The sequence below is a fragment of the Caenimonas aquaedulcis genome, from assembly GCF_015831345.1.
Classification (GTDB): Bacteria; Pseudomonadota; Gammaproteobacteria; order Burkholderiales; family Burkholderiaceae_C; genus Ramlibacter; species Ramlibacter aquaedulcis.
Genome location: NZ_JADWYS010000001.1, coordinates 2,809,408 through 2,827,367, shown reverse-complemented (window position 1 = coordinate 2,827,367; position 17,960 = coordinate 2,809,408). Strand labels below are relative to the sequence as shown.

General features: G+C 70.6%; 16 protein-coding genes. All 16 read left to right on the top strand.

The features are described 5' to 3' along the window. The first annotated feature begins 3 nt into the window (after nucleotides 1-3). The 16 genes from I5803_RS13580 to I5803_RS13505 all read left to right on the top strand — a co-directional run bounded on the left by I5803_RS13580 (nucleotide 4) and on the right by I5803_RS13505 (nucleotide 17,954). Nucleotides 4-567, top strand: coding sequence for an acyltransferase (locus I5803_RS13580; protein WP_196986877.1), 564 nt, complete (start codon nucleotides 4-6; stop codon nucleotides 565-567). After that, entirely contained in the window at nucleotides 564-1,466 is a 903-nt protein-coding gene (locus tag I5803_RS13575) for a glycosyltransferase family 2 protein (protein WP_196986876.1), read from the top strand. The genes I5803_RS13580 and I5803_RS13575 overlap by 4 nt, the downstream gene beginning before the upstream one ends. Next, the gene (locus I5803_RS13570; RefSeq protein ID WP_196986875.1) at nucleotides 1,463-2,977 is read left to right on the top strand and encodes a hypothetical protein; all 1,515 of its coding nucleotides are present in this window, start codon (nucleotides 1,463-1,465) and stop codon (nucleotides 2,975-2,977) included. Before I5803_RS13575 ends, I5803_RS13570 begins: the two co-directional genes overlap by 4 nt. Continuing rightward, entirely contained in the window at nucleotides 2,974-4,179 is a 1,206-nt protein-coding gene (locus I5803_RS13565) for a glycosyltransferase family 4 protein (protein ID WP_196986874.1), read from the top strand. The genes I5803_RS13570 and I5803_RS13565 overlap by 4 nt, the downstream gene beginning before the upstream one ends. After that, nucleotides 4,176-5,345 carry a glycosyltransferase gene (locus I5803_RS13560; RefSeq protein ID WP_196986873.1) on the top strand — a complete coding sequence of 390 codons (1,170 nt, stop codon included), beginning with the start codon at nucleotides 4,176-4,178 and terminating at the stop codon, nucleotides 5,343-5,345. Before I5803_RS13565 ends, I5803_RS13560 begins: the two co-directional genes overlap by 4 nt. Then, complete coding sequence (locus tag I5803_RS13555; protein ID WP_196986872.1) at nucleotides 5,323-6,111, top strand: glycosyltransferase family 2 protein; 789 nt, start codon at nucleotides 5,323-5,325, stop codon at nucleotides 6,109-6,111. Before I5803_RS13560 ends, I5803_RS13555 begins: the two co-directional genes overlap by 23 nt. Beyond that, nucleotides 6,108-7,862, top strand: coding sequence for a carbamoyltransferase family protein (locus I5803_RS13550; protein ID WP_196986871.1), 1,755 nt, complete (start codon nucleotides 6,108-6,110; stop codon nucleotides 7,860-7,862). The genes I5803_RS13555 and I5803_RS13550 overlap by 4 nt, the downstream gene beginning before the upstream one ends. After that, the gene (locus tag I5803_RS13545; RefSeq protein WP_196986870.1) at nucleotides 7,862-8,641 is read left to right on the top strand and encodes a YdcF family protein; all 780 of its coding nucleotides are present in this window, start codon (nucleotides 7,862-7,864) and stop codon (nucleotides 8,639-8,641) included. The genes I5803_RS13550 and I5803_RS13545 overlap by 1 nt, the downstream gene beginning before the upstream one ends. A 22-nt stretch (nucleotides 8,642-8,663) precedes the next feature. Further along, nucleotides 8,664-9,431, top strand: a complete 768-nt coding sequence (locus I5803_RS13540; RefSeq protein WP_196986869.1) for a glycosyltransferase family 2 protein — start codon at nucleotides 8,664-8,666, stop codon at nucleotides 9,429-9,431. A gap of 67 nt (nucleotides 9,432-9,498) precedes the next feature. Beyond that, complete coding sequence (locus tag I5803_RS13535; protein ID WP_196986868.1) at nucleotides 9,499-10,245, top strand: polysaccharide biosynthesis/export family protein; 747 nt, start codon at nucleotides 9,499-9,501, stop codon at nucleotides 10,243-10,245. A gap of 54 nt (nucleotides 10,246-10,299) precedes the next feature. Beyond that, nucleotides 10,300-12,624, top strand: a complete 2,325-nt coding sequence (locus tag I5803_RS13530; protein ID WP_196986867.1) for a GumC family protein — start codon at nucleotides 10,300-10,302, stop codon at nucleotides 12,622-12,624. A 17-nt stretch (nucleotides 12,625-12,641) separates the two neighbouring features. After that, on the top strand, nucleotides 12,642-13,964 hold the full coding sequence (locus I5803_RS13525; protein WP_196986866.1) for a J domain-containing protein: 1,323 nt from the start codon (nucleotides 12,642-12,644) through the stop codon (nucleotides 13,962-13,964). Continuing rightward, entirely contained in the window at nucleotides 13,961-15,133 is a 1,173-nt protein-coding gene (locus I5803_RS13520; protein ID WP_196986865.1) for a tetratricopeptide repeat protein, read from the top strand. The genes I5803_RS13525 and I5803_RS13520 overlap by 4 nt, the downstream gene beginning before the upstream one ends. 82 nt (nucleotides 15,134-15,215) lie before the next feature. Next, entirely contained in the window at nucleotides 15,216-15,737 is a 522-nt protein-coding gene (locus I5803_RS13515) for a FecR family protein (protein WP_196986864.1), read from the top strand. A 71-nt stretch (nucleotides 15,738-15,808) separates the two neighbouring features. Next, nucleotides 15,809-17,200 (top strand): O-antigen ligase family protein, encoded by a 1,392-nt coding sequence (locus tag I5803_RS13510; RefSeq protein ID WP_196986863.1) that lies wholly within the window; start codon nucleotides 15,809-15,811, stop codon nucleotides 17,198-17,200. Beyond that, complete coding sequence (locus tag I5803_RS13505) at nucleotides 17,163-17,954, top strand: tyrosine-protein phosphatase (protein ID WP_196986862.1); 792 nt, start codon at nucleotides 17,163-17,165, stop codon at nucleotides 17,952-17,954. Before I5803_RS13510 ends, I5803_RS13505 begins: the two co-directional genes overlap by 38 nt. The last annotated feature ends 6 nt before the right edge of the window (nucleotides 17,955-17,960 follow it).

Sequence of the window (17,960 nt, the reverse complement as noted above, 5' to 3'; positions counted from 1 at the left end):
CGCATGGACAACCCGATCGTCCGCATCGAGCGCCGCTGGGGCGGCCTGGTCCGCACGGCCCTCGACCGGCTGCGCGCGGCATGGTGGCGCGCGCGCGGTGCGCGCCTGGGGGCCAAGACCCGCATCGGCGCGCACTGCGCGATCGAGCGGCCGTGGCTGCTCCACACCGGCCCACGCGTGCAACTGGAGCGGCAGGTCCACATCAAGATCGTGGAGCCCGATGCGCGCATCCACCTGGGCGAGCAGGCCTTCGTGGGCTTCGGGACCGAGTTCGACATCGCGCGCGAACTCACCATCGGCGACCACGCGCTGATCGCGCCCGGCTGCTTCATCACGGACCACCACCACCGGCGCGCCTGGGGTGCGACGATCGCGAGCCAGGGCCACGACACGAAGGCCGTGCGCATCGGCAACGACGCCTGGCTCGGCGCGCATGCCGTCGTGCTGGCGGGGGTCAGCATCGGTCACGGCGCCATCGTCGCGGCGGGCGCCGTCGTCACGCGGGACGTGCCGGACCGCGCCATCGTCGCCGGCGTGCCCGCGCGGCAGATCGGGGTGCGGGAATGAACGACGCGCCCCGCCTCGACCTGTCCGTCGTGATCCCCACCTACCGGCGCGACCGGGTGCTGGTGGCCACGCTGGAATCCCTGCTCGCCCTCGCGCCGCGCGCCGGCGAGATCCTGGTCATGGACCAGACGGAGCGCCACGACGCGGCGACCGAGGAGCGGCTGGCCGCGTTCGACGCGAGCGGCGACATCCGGTGGGTGCGGCTCCCGGAGCCTTCCATCACGGCGGCGATGAACCGCGGCCTCGAGCTCGCCGCCTGCGCCGTGGTGCTGTTCCTGGACGACGACATCCGCCCGGAGCCCGGCCTCCTCGTCGGACACGCGGCCGCGCACGGCCATGGCCCCGCCGCGCTGGTGGCGGGCCGCGTCATCCAGCCCTGGCAGGAGTCGCTCGCGGATTTCGACGCGGGCGACTTCCATTTCGCGCAAACGCGCCCGGCCGAGCTCCATGAATTCATGGGAGGGAATTTCTCCCTGCCGCGCGAACTCGCGCTGCGCCTGCGCGGCTTCGACGAAAACTTCGTGCGCGTGGCGTACCGCTTCGAAGCCGAGTTCGCCCACCGCCTGCGGGCCGCCGGCGCCCGCATCCGCTTCGAGCCCGCGGCATGCCTGCACCACCTGAAAGCCTCCGACGGCGGCACGCGCACCTTCGGCGGCCACCTCACCACCTGGCGGCCGGACCACGCGGTCGGCGCCTACTACCACGGGCTTCGCACCGGATCGATGGGCGTCTTCCTCACGCGCCCCCTGCGCGCCGTCGCGACCCGCTACCATCTGCGCCATCCCTGGCGGATCCCGCCGACGCTGCTGGCGGAGTTCGGCGGCATGGCGTGGGCCCTCGCGCTCCTGCGGCGCGGCCCGCGGCTGCTGCCGCTGCGTGAAGCCGGGACAGGCCCATGAACGAAATCACCATCGGCATCCTGCTCCTCGCCGGGCTGCTCACCATGCTGGACTGGCGCCAGGGCCTGGTGATGTGCGTGGTGGTGGGCATCGCGCAGGATCCGCTGCGCAAGCTCGCCCCGGGACAGCCGGTGTACTACGTGGTCCTCGTGGGCATCATCTTCGGCATCGCCTGGATACGCGCCGCGCTGGTGCGGGTGCCGCTCGGGCCCTCGGTCATCCGGGGCTGGCGGCAGAACCTGAAGGCGCCGTTCTGGCTCTTCCTTTGCCTGGTGATCGCCCAGGCTTTCCACACCTTCGTCCGCTACGGGAGCGCCACCATGATGGGCATCGGGCTGCTGGTATGGCTCGCGCCGATCCCCGCGGTGGTCCTCGCCTACCAGTACGCGTCCAGGCGCGGCGTGCTGGGCGTGCGGCGCTGGATGCTCTTCTACAGCGTCGTCGCGCTCATCTGCCTGTCGGGCGTGTACTTCGAATACATCGGCCTCACCTGGCGCACGCTCGGGGAGATCGGCGAAGGCCAGGTCATCTACGACGTGGGCACGGTCCTGAAGGCGCACTCGGGCTTCTTCCGCGCCTCGGAGATCGCCGCCTGGCACACCGCGACTATCGCGTGCTTCGTGTTCATCCTGTCCCTGGGCAAGAAGCCCACCCTGTTTCGCATCCTGTTCGCATTGGGGCTGATCGCGTTGCTCGTGAGCCTGGGCATCCTCACGGGTCGGCGCAAGATGCTCGTGGAGATCACCATCTTCATCAGCACCTACCTCTTCCTGGTCGCGTGGCTGCAGCGCGGGATGGCGCGCCTGGGCATGGCCGTGCTCCTGATGGGATTCGTCGGCTACGTGGGCATCGTCGGGTTCATCGCGCCCGACCTCGTCCAGAACTCGTACTCCAAGTCGATGACCGTGGAAAACGCGCAGCAGATCGAAGGGTATGCCGTGCGCGGGCAATCGGTCTTCGCGGATTTGCCCCGGCGCGTCAATGCGGTCGGCCTGCAGCCGCTCGTGTGGGCGGTGGAGAACTTCGGCTGGTTCGGCGCCGGGCTCGGCACGGGCAGCCAGGGCACGAACGACATCGCCGAGCAGCACAACATCAACCGCTGGGCGGCCGAAGGCGGGCTGGGGAAGGTGGCGATGGAGCTCGGCATCCCGGGGCTCCTGCTGGCCGCCTGGCTGGTGGTGGCGCTCGGGCGCCACCTGCGCGAGCAGCTCGCGATGGTCGCGAAAATTTCGCCGCAGCACATGCGCGTGGCCTATGGGCTGGTCGCGTTCCTGGTGGCGAACGCCGCGACATTCACGGTCGCCACGCAAGCCTACAGCGACCTGTTCATCCTCCTCATCCTCGGCTGGTGCCTCGGGTTCCTGCTGGCCATGCCGGCCCTGGCGGCACGCGGCGACGGCCTGAAGAAGAAGCCGGCGCCGCGGCATCGCTACGATCCGCTGCCGCCTGCCGGCTACCGTCCCAGCCGTCCCGCCGTGTTCCCGCAAGCGTCCGCGCAACGCAAGCCGTGAGTTCCGAATCCGCCGCACGGCCCCCGGGCCCGCCCCGCGTCCTCGCCGTCGCGTCCCACCCCATCCAGTACCAGGCGCCGTGGTTTCGCGCCCTCGCGGCGGAGCCGTTCATCGACTTCTCGGTGCTGTTCGTGCAGTTGCCCGACGCCGCCGCGCAGGGGCAGGGCTTCGGCGTCGCGTTCACCTGGGACATCCCGATCCTCGAGGGCTACCGCTGGCGGAAAGTGCCGCAGCTCCTCGGCCGCGGCGGGCTGCAGGGGTTTTTCGCGGCGCGCATCGCGCAGCCGACGGCGCTGCTGCGCGAGCTCGATCCGGACGTGCTGCTGCTCACGGGCTGGCATGCGTGGCCGCTGCTGCAGATGCTCCTGGCCGCGCGCCGCCTGCGCATCCCCGTCCTCATGCGCGGCGAGTCGAACGCGCTGCGCCGGCGGCCGTGGCACGTGCGCGCGCTGCACCGCCTCCTGCTGCGGGCGTGCGACGCCTTCCTGCCGATCGGCCGCGCGAGCCGGGCGTTCTACACCGGCTACGGCATCGCGGACGAACGCCTGTTCGACACCCCGTACTTCGTGGACAACGCGCGCTTCGCGCAGGCGGCCGAGGCGGCGCGTCCGCAGCGCGCGGCCCTGCGCGAGCGCTGGTCGATCCCGGCCGACGCCACGTGCTTTTGCTACGCGGGCAAGCTCGAGCCCAAGAAGCGCATCCTCGATCTCCTCGAAGCCCTGCGGCAGGCCGTGGCCGTGAACGCCTCGACGCACCTGCTCGTGATCGGCACGGGCGAGCTGATGGCGCAGGCGCGGGAATTCGTCGCGACGCATCGGCTCCCCGTCACTTTCGCGGGCTTTCTCAATCAGACGGAAATTCCCAGCGCCTACGCGGCCTGCGACTGCCTCGTGCTGCCTTCGGACTTCGGCGAGACCTGGGGGCTGGTGGTGAACGAGGCGATGGCCTGCGGCCTGCCCGCGATCGTGAGCGACCGCGTCGGCTGCGCGGGCGACCTGGTGGGCGACGGCGAGACGGGGCACGTGTTTCCTTTCGCGGATACGGCGGCGCTCGCACGCCGCCTGCTGGCGGTCGCCTCGGACCCCGTGCGTGCCCGCGCCATGGGCGACGCCGCCCGCCGCCGTGTCGAAGCGTCCTACTCGATCGCGCGCTCCGTGCAGGGCACGCTGCAAGCGGTGCGGTGGACGCTCGCGCACCGATGAAGGTCCTGCACGTCATCCCTTCGCTGTCGCGCGCCGATGGCGGCCCGACGGAAGCGCTGCTGCTCATGGAGCGCGCGTTGCGCGGACAGGGGCTGCAGGTCGAAACGGCGACCACGGACGATGCGGGGCCCGGGCAGCGCAACGGCAAGCCGCTGGGCGAACCGCTGGCCGAGAACGGAGCGACGCACTGGTACTTCGCCAAGCGGACGGACTTCTACAAATCCGCGCCGGGCTTCGCGCGCTGGATCTCGCGCGAGGCGCGGCGCTTCGACCTGATCCACATCCACGCGCTGTTCTCCTTCACCAGCGCCGCCGCGGCCCGCGCCGCGCGCCGCGCGGGCGTGCCCTACATCGTGCGGCCCATGGGCTCGCTCAATGCGTACGGGATGACCCGGCACCGGCCCTGGCTCAAGCGGCTGTCGATGCGATTCATCGAAAGCAGCACGCTGCGCCACGCGGCGGCGGTCCACTTCACGAGCGACGCGGAAGCGCGCGAGGCGCGGCAATGGGGCGTCCCCCTGCGCGAGGTGGTGATCCCGCTGGGCGTGGAGGATGTGCCGTCGCCGCCCCCACGGACGCGGGACCCATCCGGCGCCTCGAATGCCCTCTTTCTTTCTCGCATCGATCCCAAGAAGAACATCGAGGCGCTGCTGGGCGCCGCGGCACAGCTGCGCGGCGAGACGCCTCACCTGCGCTGGACCCTCGCGGGCGGCGGGGACGCGGCTTACGTGGCGCGGCTGCAGGCGCTGGCGCAGGAACTGGGGGTCGCCGACCGTGTCGCCTGGCTCGGCCACGTCGCGGGCGAGGCCAAGGCGCACACCCTGGCGCAAGCGGACCTGTTCGTGCTGCCCTCGTTCTCAGAGAACTTCGGCATCGCCGCGGCCGAAGCGCTCGCCGCCGGATTGCCGTGCGTGCTGGGCGAAGGCGTCGCCATCGCGCAGGAGGTCGCGGCGGCCGGCGCGGGCGTCGCCGTCGCGCCCGATGCGAGGTCCGTGGCCGCGGGTGTGCGCCTTATCATCGGCGACGCCCGGGGCCACGAAGCGATGGCGGCGCGGGCGCGGCGCCTGGCCGCCGAACGGTTCTCGGCAGGCGCCATGGGCACCGCGCTGCTGGCCCTCTACAGCCGCATCCTGAACGAGACGAATGAATTTCCTGGCTCGCGTTGAAGTGCTCGTCCTCACCTGGAACGAGGAAGCCAACCTGGCCCGCACGCTGGACGCGCTGCAGCGTTTCCCGCGCGTGCTGGTGCTGGACAGCGGCAGCACCGATGCCACGCGCGAGATCGCGGCGCGCTATCCGAACGTGCGTGTGGCCACCCGGGCCTTCGACACCCATGCCGCGCAATGGAATCACGGCCTGCGGGACGGCGGGATCGCCGCCGCGTGGGTGCTCTCGCTGGACGCGGACTACGTGCTTCCCGAGGCCCTGGTCGACGAGATCGACGCGCTGGAGCCTCCCCCCGCCGTCACCGCGTACCGGGCGTCCTTTCGCTATTGCATCGCGGGCGAGCCGCTGTCGGGCTCCCTGTACCCGCCCGTGAAAGTGCTGTTCCGCCGCGAGGGCGCGAGCTACGTGCAGGAGGGGCACACGCAGCGGCTGGTGTCGCCCGGCGAAGCGCGCAACCTGTCGCACGCCATCCTGCACGACGACCGCAAGCCGTTTTCCGCCTGGCTCGCGTCGCAGGACCGCTACGCGCGCCTCGAGTGCGCGCTGCTGCGCTCCACGCCCTGGGCGCAACTGGCGTGGCGCGACCGCCTGCGCCGGCTCGTGGTCGTGACGCCCTGGCTGGTCCCGCTGTACTGCCTCACGGTCGGCCGGGGATTCCTCGACGGGCGGCGCGGCCTCTTCTACGCGCTGCAGCGCGCCATCGCCGAGACGCTGCTCGCCGCGCGGCTCGTCGAAGCGCAACTGTCCGGGCGCGAACACGCATGACGATCATCCTGGGCCTCAACGCCTTCCACGGCGACGCCGCCGCGTGCATCCTGCGCGATGGCGAGATGATCGCCGCCGCCGAGGAGGAGCGCTTCCGCCGGGTCAAGCACTGGGCCGGCTTCCCGTCCGAGGCCATCCGCTACTGCCTGGCGCAGGCCGGCGTGAAGCTGTCGCAGGTCGAGCACGTCGCGTTGAACCAGAACCGCCGCGCGCACCTGGGCCGCAAGCTCGCGTATGCGCTGCTGCAGCGCCCGGACCTGTCGCTGGTCGCGGACCGGGTGCGCAACAAGACGCGCCGAGCCGGCGTCGCACAGCACTTCGCGCGGGAATTTCCCGGCGAGGCCTTCGGCGGCCAGGTGCACGCGATCGAGCACCACCGCGCGCACCTCTCGTCGGCTTTCCATGTCTCGCCCTTCGACGAGGCGGTGTGCGTCTCGGTGGACGGGTTCGGCGACTTCGCGAGCGCCGCCTGGGGCGTGGGCCGCGGCACGCACATCGAGGTGGAGGGCCAGGTGTTCTTCCCGCATTCGCTGGGCGTTTTCTACCAGGCGCTCACGCAGCTGATCGGCTTTCCGCACTACGGCGACGAGTACAAGATGATGGGCCTCGCGCCCTACGGCGAGCCGCGCCACCTGGAGGCGATGCGCAGGATCGTGCTGCTGCAGCCGGACGGCTCCTACCGGCTCGAGCTCGATTGCTTTCGCCATCACCGCGAGAAGGTCGACTACCAGTGGGAAGGCGGCAGCCCCGCGGTGGGCACGCTGTTCAGCGATGGCCTGGTGGACCTGCTGGGGCCCGCCCGCGCGCCGGACGAGCCGCTCACGCAGCGCCACAAGGATCTCGCGCGCTCGGCGCAGGCGATGTACGAGGAAGCCTTCTTCCACCTGCTCGCCACGCTGCATGCGCGCCACCGGCTCGATGCCGTCGCGATCGCGGGCGGCTGCGCGATGAATTCGGTCGCCAACGGCAAGGTGACCGCGCGCACGCCCTTCAGGCAGGTCTACGTGCAGTCCGCGGCGGGCGACGCGGGCGGGTGCGTCGGCGCGGCGTTTTCGGTGTGGCACGCGCTGGGCGGCGAGCGCGGTCCCGTGCACGACCACGCCTACTGGGGCCCGGGCTTCGACGACGCCGCAGTGGACGAGGTCCTGCGCGACCACGCCCCGCGCATCGAATCGCAGGGCTGCACCGTCTCGTACGCGGCCGGCGAATCCCGACTCGCGCACGACACCGCCGCGGCGATCGCGCGCGGGGAGGTCGTCGGCTGGTTCCAGGGCCGCATGGAGTGGGGGCCGCGCGCGCTGGGCAACCGCTCCATCCTGGGCGACCCCCGGCGCGCCGACATGAAGGACATCCTCAACCTCAAGATCAAGCGGCGCGAGTCGTTCCGCCCCTTCGCGCCGTCGGTCCTGCGCGAGGCGGTGCACGAGTGGTTCGAGCAGGACGCCGACGTGCCTTTCATGATGCAGGTCTTCCCGATCCGCGAAGGAAAGCGTGCGCTGATCCCGGCGGTGACGCACGTGGACGGCTCCGGCCGGCTGCAGACCGTGACGGCCGCGGTGAACCCGCGCTACCACGCGCTCATCTCCGCGTTCCACGCGCAGACCGGCGTGCCCATGGTGCTGAACACCTCGTTCAACGAAAACGAGCCGGTCGTGTGCACGCCGGCCGAGGCGCTGGACTGCTTCCTGCGCACGAAGATGGACATGCTGGTGCTCGGCACGCGCGTGCTGCGGCGCGCCCAGGCCGCCTGATGTTCGAAATCGCGAAGGTCGCGGGCTACCTGCTGTCCCCGCTCACGGTCGTGCTGGCCCTCGGTCTGCTGGCGATGGTCTTCGCGGCGCGGCGCAAGGCGCGGCGCGCGCTGGTTTGCGGCGCGGCGGCGCTCGCGCTGCTGTGGGTCGCGTCGCTGCCCATCGTCGCCGAAGCGCTCGTCGCCTCCATCGAATCGCGCTATCCCGCGCGGCCGGCGGCGTCCATGCCCCGCGCCGACGCCATCCTCGTGCTGGGCGGCGCGCTCGGCGGCGCCTGGCCGCCCCTCCAGCCGACCTTCACCCTGGGACCCTCGGCCGGCCGCGTCTGGGAGGCAGCAGCGCTATACAGGGCCGGCAAGGCGCCGTGGGTCGTGATTTCCGGCGGCAACCAGCCCGGCACCGAGGCCCAGCAGGCCGAAGGGGATGCAATCGCGCAGATGCTCACGGTGCTCGGCGTGCCCGCGCAGGCGATCCGCCGGGAGACTGCGAGCCGCAACACCTGGGAAAACGCGGCGAATGTGCGGTCCGTCCTGCGGGCCGTCGGCGCGAAGCGGATCCTGTTCGTCACCTCCGCGCTGCATATGCCCCGGGCGGTCAAGACGTTCGAAATGGTCTGGGCCCAGGAACCTGTGGAACTGATTGCCTATCCGACCGATATACAAGTTCCGGCTTCAACGCAATCGCTAAAAGTGTGGCTTCCGTCACTGGAATCGCTCTTAGGTGTAACCAAAGCGCTAAAGGAGATTGCAGGAATGTGGGGTTTGGCTATCATGCATTGACACACCCTGAAGTCTTTGTCACATGTCCTTACAGATATCTGTCATCACCGCCGTCATGAACCGGGCCGATACGCTCGGGGATGCGCTGCGCAGCGTGCATGGGCAGAGCTGGGCGGGTGTCGAGCATGTGGTGATCGACGGGGGCTCCACCGACGGCACCCTGGACGTGGTGCGGCAACACCGCGCGGGGATTGCGACATTGGTCTCCGAGCCGGACAGCGGCCTCTACGACGCATTGAACAAGGGCATCGCGGCTGCCACCGGCGATGTGATCGGCTTCATGCATGCCGACGACGAATACGCGTCCCCCTACACCCTGGAGCGCGTTGCCGCCGCCTTCGAGGATCCCTCGGTGGACGCCGTCTACGGCGACCTGGTTTACGTCAGCCGCAAGGAGCCTTCGCGCGTCGTGCGTTACTGGCAGGCCGGCCGCTACCACCGCGGCCTGCTGGCCCTGGGCTGGATGCCGCCGCATCCCACGTTCTACGTGCGCCGCGAGGTGTATTCGCGCCTCGGGAACTTCGACACGCGCTTCCGTATCGCAGCCGATTACGACAACATGCTGCGCCTCCTCTGGCGCGGGCGTGTGAAGGCGGCCTATGTGCCCGAGGTCCTGGTGCGCATGCGCACCGGCGGCGCGAGCAACCGGTCGCTGTTGAACATCCTTACCAAGTCGCGCGAGGACTACACCGCGCTGCGGCAAAATGGAATCGGCGGCCTGCAGACGCTGCTGCTGAAAAATGTCACGAAGCTCCCACAGTTGGTGGTGAGGGTCGCAGCCGCCCATTGAGCTGCAGACGGCGCCGGCATAGCATGGCCGGTTGTCCTAAGAAGGGGTTATGTTGTCACCCATCAGAATGAGTGCCTGTCTCATGGTGATCGCGCTGGCTTTCCACGGCCTGTGCGCGGCGCAAGCCATGGACATGCGCGTCGGTGTCGCCCAGCCGTCCGAGGCCGGCGCCACGCCTGCCGACCCGGGCGCGCGCCGCGCGCCGGTGCCGCAGTCGATGTCCGTTCCGCTCGTGAGCCTGGGCAAGGACTACCGCGTCGGCCCCAACGACCTGATCGACATCGAAGTGCTGGACCTCGACAACCTGAAGCGGACGGTGCGCGTGAATGCCGCGGGCGCGATTTCGATGCCCCTCATCGGGCAGGTGGTCGTCGCGGGCCTCAGCTCGCAGGAAGTGGAGCAACTCATCGCGGACCGCTACCGCGAGAAGTACCTGCAGAACCCGCAGGTCTCCATCTTCATCAAGGAATTCACCACCGAGCGCATCACGGTGGAAGGCGCGGTCAACCGGCCCGGCATCTTCCCGCTCACCGGCCAGATCACCCTGCTGCGCGCGCTCGCGCTGGCCGGCGGCTTCGCGCCCATCGCCAATTCCTCGCAGGTCATGCTCTATCGCGTCAACGACCAGCGCGTGCGCGAAGTCGCCGTGTACGACATCGAGAAGATCCGCGCCGGCAAGAACGACGACCCGCCGATCCGTGGAGACGACCTGATCGTCGTGCAGCGGGACAGCACACGCGTGATGCTCAAGGACTCGCTGTTCCGCGACATCATCGACTCGATCAACCCCTTCTCCGTGCTGGGCACCCGATAGTGACGGCCGCAGGCGCACCATGCCACAGCTGCGCGCCGCCCAATGACTGACACCATGGCTCACGAGACCATCCCCTCACCCCTCACGCACCGGCCGACCGAGCTGGCGCTGCGGCATCCCTACATGCTGCAGTCCCCCATGGAGCGCCAGGCAGAGGAGGAAGACGACGCCAGCGCCCTCACGCTCACCGACCTGCTGGGGATGATCCTCAAGCACAAGTGGACGCTGCTGCTGGTCGTGCTGGTCTCCACCGGCATCGCCGGGATCAACACCTTCCTGTTGCGCCCGACCTACCGCGCGACCACCGTGCTGCAGATCGAACGCGCCCCTGCCCGCGTGGTGGACTTCAACCGCGGCAACGTGGACCTGGAGCAGGCGTCCGTCGACGAGTACCTGGGCCTGAAAACGCAATACGAGCTCCTGCGCAGCCGCTCCCTCGCGGAACGCGTGATCGACGAATTGCAACTGGACCGCACGCGCCCGGCCAACGCCGTCCCCGGGGCGATGCCCAAGGGCCCGGCCGCGGGGCAGGAGTCCGCCGCATCCGCGCCGCCGCCCGAGGGCTACATCGGCCGGATCGTCTCGGGCTACCGCAAGCTCTCGACGCCTTCCACCGCGGACCCGGACATCCTGGGCCGCGAAGCCGTGGTCGGCGCCTTCCTCGGCGCGCTCGCCGTCGAGCCGGTGCAGAACTCGCGCCTGGTGCGACTGTCCGTGGACAACGTGGACCCGGCGCTCGCGGCGCGGATCGCCAACACCACGGCCCAGACCTTCGTCTCGCTCGGCCAGGAAAGGCGCATCGAATCCTCGGGGTATGCGAAGACCTTCCTGGAAGACCAGATCAAGCAGATGAAGGTCAAGCTCGAGGAGTCCGAGCGCAAGCTGAACCAGTACGCGCAGAAGAAGGAAATCCTGACGCTCGACGACAAGACCAGCGCGATCAACCAGACCTACATCGACTACGCGGCCGCACTGGCGCGCGCGGAGCAGGAGCGCATCCGCACCGAAGCGCTGTACAACGAGGTGAAGGCCAACCCGGAGCGGGCCACGCAGTCGCTGGACAACAAGACCGTCCAGACCTACAAGGAGCAGAAGGCCAAGCTCGAACTGGAATACCAGCAGAACCTGCGCATCTTCAAACCCGACTTCCCGAAGATGCAGCAGATCCGCGCGCAGATCGCCGAGGTGGATGCGCAGATCAAGACGGAGATGCTCGCCGTGGGCGCCGTCATCAAGGCCCAGTACGAAACCGCGAAGGCCCAGGAGGCGCTGCTGCGCGAACGCCTGGGCAGCACGCGCAAGCAGGTGCTGTCCACCCAGGACAACAGCATCGACCTGAACCTGCTCAAGCGCGAAGTCGACACCAACCGCCAGCTCTACGACAGCCTGCTCGAGCGCCTGAAGCAGGTCAACATCTCGAGCAACCTCACCACGAACAACCTGTCCATCGTGGATGCGGCCGCGGTGCCGCTCTTTCCCTACAAACCCAACCTGCAGTCCAACCTGCTCGCCGGCCTGGGCATCGGGCTCTTCCTCGGCCTGTGCCTCGTGTTCCTGCTCGAATACCTCGACGACTCGATCCGCTTCCCCGACATGGTCGAACGGGTCCTGGGCGTCCCCCTCATGGGCGTCGTGCCGGTGGGCGACAAGAAGCGCAGCGACGCCGGCTCCATCGCGATCGACGTGCACACCGATCCGCGCTCGAGCATGGCCGAAGCCTACCGCTCGGTGCGCACGGCGCTGCAGTTTTCCACTTCGCACGGCGCGCCGCGCCGCCTGCTCGTCACGAGCACGACGCGCGACGAAGGCAAGAGCACCACGGCCCTGGCCCTGTCGATCAACTTCGCGCAGATGGGCCACCACGTGCTGCTGGTGGACGGCGACATGCGCAACCCGTCCATCCACAAGATGCTGGGCATCCCCAACGAAACGGGCCTGTCCAATCTGCTGTCCGACGACGCGCGCGGCGAATCGCTCATCCAGCCCACGGTGGTGCCCAACATGTCCGTGCTGACCGCCGGCCCCTCGCCGCCGAACCCGGTCGACCTGCTGATGGGCCCCAAGCTCCTCGCCCTGCTGGACAAGGCGTCTGCCGTGGGCATCACCCACGTCATCGTCGACGGCCCGCCGGTGCTCGGCATCGCCGATTCGATCGTGCTGGGCAACCAGATCCAGGACATGCTGTTCATCGTGCGCGCCGGCAGCACGCGCAAGGCGAGCATCCGCGATGCACTCCGGCGCCTGCGCCTGTCAGGGCTGTCGCCGCGCGGCGCGGTGCTGACCTTCGCCCAGGCGCGCACGCTCCAGGGTTACGGCGCCTACTACGGCTACGGCGAGCACGCCGAGGCCGCCGCAGCGCTGACCAACCGGCGGTCCTGAACCCCGGGCCCGGCGGCATGAGGCCCGACCCCTCGGCACGGCTCGACGCGATCCGGACGGCGCTGCTCGACTACCACCGCTCCCCGGGCAAGTACTCGCTGGCGCGGCGGCAGCCCTCGCTGCTGTACGCCGCCATCCACGACGTGCTGCAGCTCGCCGCGGGCCGGTCGCCCGCCAGCGCCGCGGCGGCCCCGCCGGCGCTGCCGCTGCGGCAAGCCGCCTGCTTCTTCGTGCGCTGCGCGATGCTCTATCCCGACGCCGACCATTACACGCTGCTCGGGCTCGAGCACGACGCGTCGCCCGAGCAGGTCAAGGACCATTACCGCCTCATGATGCGGCTCACGCATCCTGACTTCGCGTCGGACGTGGGCGGTGCGGCGTGGCCGCACGATGCGGCCACGCGCGTCAACCGCGCGTACGAGGTCCTGTCTTCGCCGGTCGAAAGGGCGGCTTACGACGACACCATCGAACCGTTTCCGGCAACGAAGCCCGCGGGGCTCGACGCGCCGACCTCGCCGGGCCGCCTCCGGCCGGCGCCCGGCAACGCCCCCCGCAGGCGGCGCGCCGAGGACAACCGGCGCGACCTGCGGCGCCTGTCCGCCGTATTCGGCACCGCGGGCGGCGCGGCGCTCATCGTGGCGGCGGTCGCGAACCTGCAGCCCGACAAGGAAAGCCTGGTGCAGCGCGCGGCCGCTTCCGTCCGCAGCCGCGCATCGAACGTGCTCCAGGCCTCGCTGACGGTGCCGGCCGAGGGTGCCGGCGCCGAAACGGCGGCGCCCGCGGCCCCCGCGTTGCAGCTCTCGGCCGTCACGCCGCCTGCGCCGCCGACGGCAGGCGCGGCGCCCCTTGCAGCGCTCCCGTCCCCATCTGCCCCGCCCCCACCCCCGGCCGCCGAACGCGAAAGTCCCGCAACCGCTCCATCCGCAGCGAGGACGGCCGCGTCCGCCGCGGTGGAAGTGGCCGTCGCGATCGCAGCGCCGCCCTACACCGGGCCCACGCTCACGGACGTGCACCCCTTGCTCTCCCGGCTCCTGCAGGAAATCGAGTCCGGGCGGGGCGAGCGGATGATGGGGCTGGTGGACCGCGATGCGCGCAACGCACCGGCGGCGCAGGCGCTGCTGCAGCACTACAACCACCTGGTCGACGGCATGCGCCCGCTCAAGGTCTCGAATGTGCAGTTCGATGCGCAGCCCCGCGATGGCCGCCTGCTCGTCACCGGCCGGCTCACGGTGCAGTCGCGCGGCGAACCCATCGCCCCGCGCGATTTCTCCGTGCAGGCCGAATTCGCCTCGCGCGAGGGCGGGGTGGTGATGACGCGCCTCGCGCGGGCGCCGGAATGAGCGGGCCGCCAACGCTCACCCCGTCCCGCGCTCGCGCCCTCGCGGCGGCGGGCTTCGCGCTCGCGGCGCTGGCGGGCTGGTGTGCCTGGCGCGTGAACCTCGATCGCGCCTGCGTCGTGCAGGACACGCCCTACCTGTCCCTCTGCGGCGCGCCGGCGCGCGGCAGCGAAGGCGCGATCGCTGCGCTGCGCGCGCGGCTCGACTCGAACCCGGGCGACGCCAATGCCTACGTCGAGCTCGCGCTGGCGCAGCGCAGCGCGCCGGCCGTCGCGGCGGCCTCGCAAGTGGCGCCGATGCAGCCGAGCGTGCTGATGCTGCAGGCAGTCGCCGCGCTGGAAAAGGAGGATTGGACGCACGCGATCGCGCCGCTCGTGCAGCTCGTCGAACACCGGGACACGCCGCAGGCCGCGCTGGTACTCGCGCGCCTCATCGCGGGCGGCCAGGGCGCGCTCATGTCGCCGTACCTCAAGCCCGGCACGCACTGGCTGCCGCGCGTCCTCGCGCAGTTGCCGCAGGCGCGCGCGAACATTTCCGTCGCGCTGCCGCTGATCGTGCAGGCGCTGCAGGCCGGCATCCTGGAGCCGGATGCGATCCGCTCGTACACGCGGCAACTCAAGGCGGCGGGGTCCTGGGCGGACGCCTACAGCCTGTGGCTGGCCCTGCAAGGTCGCTCGCTGCCCATTCTCTTCAACGCGGGATTCGACAACCCCTTCCAGCCCGACGGTTTCGACTGGGAGATTCCCGCGGCGGGGAGCGCCGGCCGCGCCGGGGCCATCGTGGAGCGCAAAGGCGCGGAAGAGCGCGGCGCCGTCCTCGACATCCGCTTCACCGGCCGGCCGATCGCACTGCCGATGGCGCGCCAGCCCCTCTTCATCGGGGAGGGGCGCTGGCGGCTCAAGGGCGACTACCTCGCGCGGCAGTTCCGCGCCGAACAGGGGCTCGCGTGGGTCGTGCAATGCACTGCTTCCGCCGCGCCGGCCGGGCGGTCCGAACCGCTCGGCGACACCGGCGGCGCGTGGCGCGCCTTCCAGTTCGATTTCACGGTGACGCCCGCTTGCGGGATGGCGGCCGTGCTGCAGCTCGAGACCTTCGCCGCGCAGGAAGCCGTGCTCGGCGCACGCGGACGTGTGGCATTTGACGCGTTTTCACTGGAGAAGCTGGGCCGGTGAGCCCGCCGTTCGATTGACCCTCACCCCCCCTTCCCCTATAGTCCACCAGCACCTTGCGCGACGCCGCGCTTTCACACCCACCATGTTCACCCGTCACCTCCCCCTGCTCGGCGCCGTCCTCATCGCCGGCGCCGCCGTGGCACAGGCCAGCGGCCCGGCAGCCGTGGCCAACGCGAGGATCGTCGGCAAGACCGCCAAGGTGCAAGGCCTGGTCACCGTGAGCCTCGGCACTTCCGTCAGCAGTGTCGTGAACGACGCGCCCGTCTACGAAGGCAGCCGCTTCGTCACCGGCTCCACCGGATCGGCCGAACTCGATTTCGGCAGCGGCTGCATCGTCGCGCTCGTGCCGAACCAGACCTTGACGGTGGACAGCGCCGCCACCTGCGACGACCGCAAGGCCGCGGTCCTCTGGCTCACCGGCGGCACGGTGGCGGCGGCAGGCGGCGCGAGCTATGTGCCCCTGGCAGGCCTCGCATACGTCGCGGGGATCGCGCTCATCGACAGCACGATCCGCACGGGCCCGACCGGCGGCGGCGGGAAGCCGGGCGGCCCGAACGACGGCGGAACCGGCGGCATTCCCGATCCCGACATCAGCGGCCAATGACCGCGACCGGTCGCGGCGCGTGGACGGCGGGGCCCTGGCGCCCCGCTGCCTTTTTCGGGGGCGCGCTTCTGTTGCTCTTGTCCCCCCTCATGCGCGGCGGCAACCGGCATGTCGCGCTGATCCCGCTCGAATGGATCGCCCTGCTGGTGCTTGCGGCGCTGTGGGCTGCGTGGCTGCTCGAAGCGCGCGCCCCGGACGATCCCGAAGCACCGGCCCCTTCGCGATGGCTGGCGCTGCTGCTCCTTGCGCCGGTGCTGCTGGCGGCGGTGCAGCTCACGCCCCTTCCGCCCGCCCTGTGGTCGCGCCTGCCCGGACACGAGATCTACGCCGACACCCTCGCGTGGGCCGGCGTCGCGAACGACCGGTGGCGGCCGCTGTCGGTGAGCCCCGGTGCCACGGCCGCATCGCTGCTGGCCGCGCTTCCCCTGGTCGCGGTGTTCCTCCTCGCCTGCACCGGTTCGCGCCAACGCCTGCGCATGCTGCTGCGCGTCGTCGTCGCGGTCGCCTTCTGCGAAGTCGCGCTGGCGCTGCTGCAGGTATCGGGCGGCGTGCATTCCCCGTTCTTCTTCGGCATCAACACCTACGGCCCGCCCGTCGGAACCTTCGGCAACCGCAACCACTTCGCCAACTACCTGGCCATGGCCCTGGCGGCCTACACCTGGCTCGGGTTCGAATCCGCGCACGGCCACAAGCGAAAGTCCGGCGCCACGCGCAAGCCGACCGCTTTTTCCAGCGGCCACGCCACCGCGCTGTGGATCGCCGGCGGCCTCGTGCTCGTGCTGGGCATCCTGCTGTCGCGCTCGCGCGGAGCCGCCGCCTTCGGCCTGCCGGCGGCTGCCGCGGCCCTGGCGGCCGCGTCCCTGCGCATCAACGGCTGGTCCCGGGGGCTGCGCTTCGCGCTGCCCGTCGCCGCCGTGCTGGTCGCCGCGGCGGGCGCGATGATCGGCTTCGACAACGTGCTCTCGCGCATGTCGGGCTCGCAACTCGCCGCTTCCGCCGACTTTCGCGGGCTGCTCGCGAAGCGCAGCTTCGACGGCGCGATGGCCTTCTGGCCCTGGGGCGCGGGCTGGGGCACCTATGACCTCGCGTTCCAGCGCTTCCTGCCCGAGTCGATCGCCGGCTACCCGAACCATGCGCACCACGACTACGTCGAGATGCTGTTCGAAGGCGGACTCGTCTTCGTGCTGCTGGCAGCCGCGTTCGCGTGGCTCGCCGCGCAACGCGCCATGCTGCTCGCGCGCACCGCGCTGCGCGAGCGAACGCTGGACGACGAGGCGATGGCCGCCACCTTGTGCGGGCTGGGGCTTTTGGGGCTGCTCGCGCACTCGCTGGTAGAGTTCAACCTGCGCATTCCGGCCAACGCCATCCTCGGCGCCCTGCTGGCGGGCATTTACCTGCGGCCGCTGCCCCGGCGCCCGCGCACACATGATCGACCTTCACAGCCACATCCTCCCGGCGATTGACGACGGCTCCAGGAGCCTCGAGATGTCGCTGGAGATGGCGCGTATCGCGGTCGCCGACGGCATCGGCGAGATGGCGTGCACGCCGCACATCTATCCGGGCCTCTACATGAACGACAGCGCGGGCATCGCCGCCGCGCGCGACGCACTGCAGGCCGAGCTGGACGAACGCGGCATCGCGCTGAAGCTCACCACCGGAGCCGACGTGCACCTGGTGCCCGGCATCCTCGATGGCCTGCGCGCGGGCGGGATCCCGACCTTGAACGGAACGCGCTACGTGCTGCTGGAGCCCTCGCACCACGTCGCGCCGCCGAACTTCACGCAGTCGGTGTTCCAGCTCGTCTCCTGCGGCTATGTGCCCGTCATCACGCATCCCGAGCGCCTCACCTGGATCGAGGACAGCTACGAGGTGATCGCGCAACTCACCACGCAGGGCGCGTGGCTGCAAGTGACGGCGGGCGCGCTCACCGGCCAGTTCGGGCCGCGGCCGAAGTACTGGGCCGAGCGCCTGCTCGGAGAGGGCCTCGTGCACGTGCTGGCGACCGACGCGCACGCGTCGACGCGACGCGTGCCGGTCCTGTCCGAAGGCCGCGCCGCCGCCGAGAAGATCGTCGGCGCGCAGGAGGCCGCGCTGCTCGTCGAGGGCCGCCCCCGCGCACTGATGTCCAACACGCTGCCCTCGCGCGTCGCGCCGCTGCCCGAGCCGAAGCGCCCGCGCTGGCACGGCTGGCGGGAGCTGTTTCGCCGCCGGCGCTGAAACGAA

Excerpts from the sequence above, each read along its gene's own strand:
- I5803_RS13580 (WP_196986877.1), top strand. The coding sequence starts at position 4 with ATGGACAACCCGATCGTCCGCATCGAGCGCCGCTGGGGCGGCCTGGTC.
- I5803_RS13575 (WP_196986876.1), top strand. The coding sequence starts at position 564 with ATGAACGACGCGCCCCGCCTCGACCTGTCCGTCGTGATCCCCACCTAC.
- I5803_RS13570 (WP_196986875.1), top strand. The coding sequence starts at position 1,463 with ATGAACGAAATCACCATCGGCATCCTGCTCCTCGCCGGGCTGCTCACC.
- I5803_RS13560 (WP_196986873.1), top strand. The coding sequence starts at position 4,176 with ATGAAGGTCCTGCACGTCATCCCTTCGCTGTCGCGCGCCGATGGCGGC.
- I5803_RS13555 (WP_196986872.1), top strand. The coding sequence starts at position 5,323 with ATGAATTTCCTGGCTCGCGTTGAAGTGCTCGTCCTCACCTGGAACGAG.
- I5803_RS13550 (WP_196986871.1), top strand. The coding sequence starts at position 6,108 with ATGACGATCATCCTGGGCCTCAACGCCTTCCACGGCGACGCCGCCGCG.
- I5803_RS13545 (WP_196986870.1), top strand. The coding sequence starts at position 7,862 with ATGTTCGAAATCGCGAAGGTCGCGGGCTACCTGCTGTCCCCGCTCACG.
- I5803_RS13540 (WP_196986869.1), top strand. The coding sequence starts at position 8,664 with ATGTCCTTACAGATATCTGTCATCACCGCCGTCATGAACCGGGCCGAT.
- I5803_RS13535 (WP_196986868.1), top strand. The coding sequence starts at position 9,499 with ATGAGTGCCTGTCTCATGGTGATCGCGCTGGCTTTCCACGGCCTGTGC.
- I5803_RS13530 (WP_196986867.1), top strand. The coding sequence starts at position 10,300 with ATGGCTCACGAGACCATCCCCTCACCCCTCACGCACCGGCCGACCGAG.
- I5803_RS13525 (WP_196986866.1), top strand. The coding sequence starts at position 12,642 with ATGAGGCCCGACCCCTCGGCACGGCTCGACGCGATCCGGACGGCGCTG.
- I5803_RS13520 (WP_196986865.1), top strand. The coding sequence starts at position 13,961 with ATGAGCGGGCCGCCAACGCTCACCCCGTCCCGCGCTCGCGCCCTCGCG.
- I5803_RS13515 (WP_196986864.1), top strand. The coding sequence starts at position 15,216 with ATGTTCACCCGTCACCTCCCCCTGCTCGGCGCCGTCCTCATCGCCGGC.
- I5803_RS13505 (WP_196986862.1), top strand. The coding sequence starts at position 17,163 with ATGATCGACCTTCACAGCCACATCCTCCCGGCGATTGACGACGGCTCC.